General features: G+C 35.9%; 2 protein-coding genes. Both read left to right on the plus strand.

Translation table 11 applies throughout. The annotated features are described in order from the left end of the window. Window positions 1-22: 22 nt before the first annotated feature. On the plus strand, window positions 23-226 hold the full coding sequence (locus ACFFIX_RS27860) for a DUF1657 domain-containing protein (RefSeq protein ID WP_378939914.1): 204 nt from the start codon (window positions 23-25) through the stop codon (window positions 224-226). 81 nt (window positions 227-307) lie between these two features. Then, window positions 308-624 (plus strand): hypothetical protein (locus ACFFIX_RS27865; protein ID WP_378939912.1); only part of this gene is annotated, 317 nt, incomplete at its 3' end.

Raw genomic sequence — 624 nt, forward strand, 5'->3', positions numbered from 1 at the left:
TAATAGAAAGCAGGAACCTAAAATGACAGTAATAAATGACGTTAAGACAGTTCTAGCAGGATTGAAAAGTGCGCAGGCTGGCTTCGAAACATTTGCTCTTGGTACAGAGAATCAACAAGCAAAGGAGCTTTACCAAGATGCTGCTAAACAAACTCAATCCGTTGTAGACAGTATTGAACCGCGTATTCAACAAATCGAACAAGAAGAACCTCAATACAAAGAATAATAACGTGATAAAAAAGGTGGATTGATTCAATCAACCTTTTTTTATACTTCAATTTATGCATAGAAACGGAGGGGTGATCCCATGAAAAATAAGATGAAGAGAGTAAAGATTGGTCTTTTTTTAATAGCAGTTATCGGACTTAGCTCAGGATGTGCCGGAAATCAGAATGAGTTTACCAATAACAATGATGATGCAAATATCGTAAAGGTACATACAAGCAAGCCGATCGATCAATCTCTTGCTAATGAAGCAAAAGAAAAAGTAATAAAAGAAGAGGAGATTTCAGGTGTAAAGGCTGTGAATACAGATAAGGAGCTGTTATTGGCGGTAAAAGTTGACCAATTTGATCGGTTTCGATTAAAGAAAATCGAAAAGAAAGTGAAATCAGACTTAGAAAA

It is taken from the genome of Metabacillus herbersteinensis, assembly GCF_042433335.1.
Classification (GTDB): domain Bacteria; phylum Bacillota; class Bacilli; order Bacillales; family Bacillaceae; genus Metabacillus; species Metabacillus herbersteinensis.

Excerpts from the sequence above, each read along its gene's own strand:
- ACFFIX_RS27860 (WP_378939914.1), top strand. The coding sequence starts at position 23 with ATGACAGTAATAAATGACGTTAAGACAGTTCTAGCAGGATTGAAAAGT.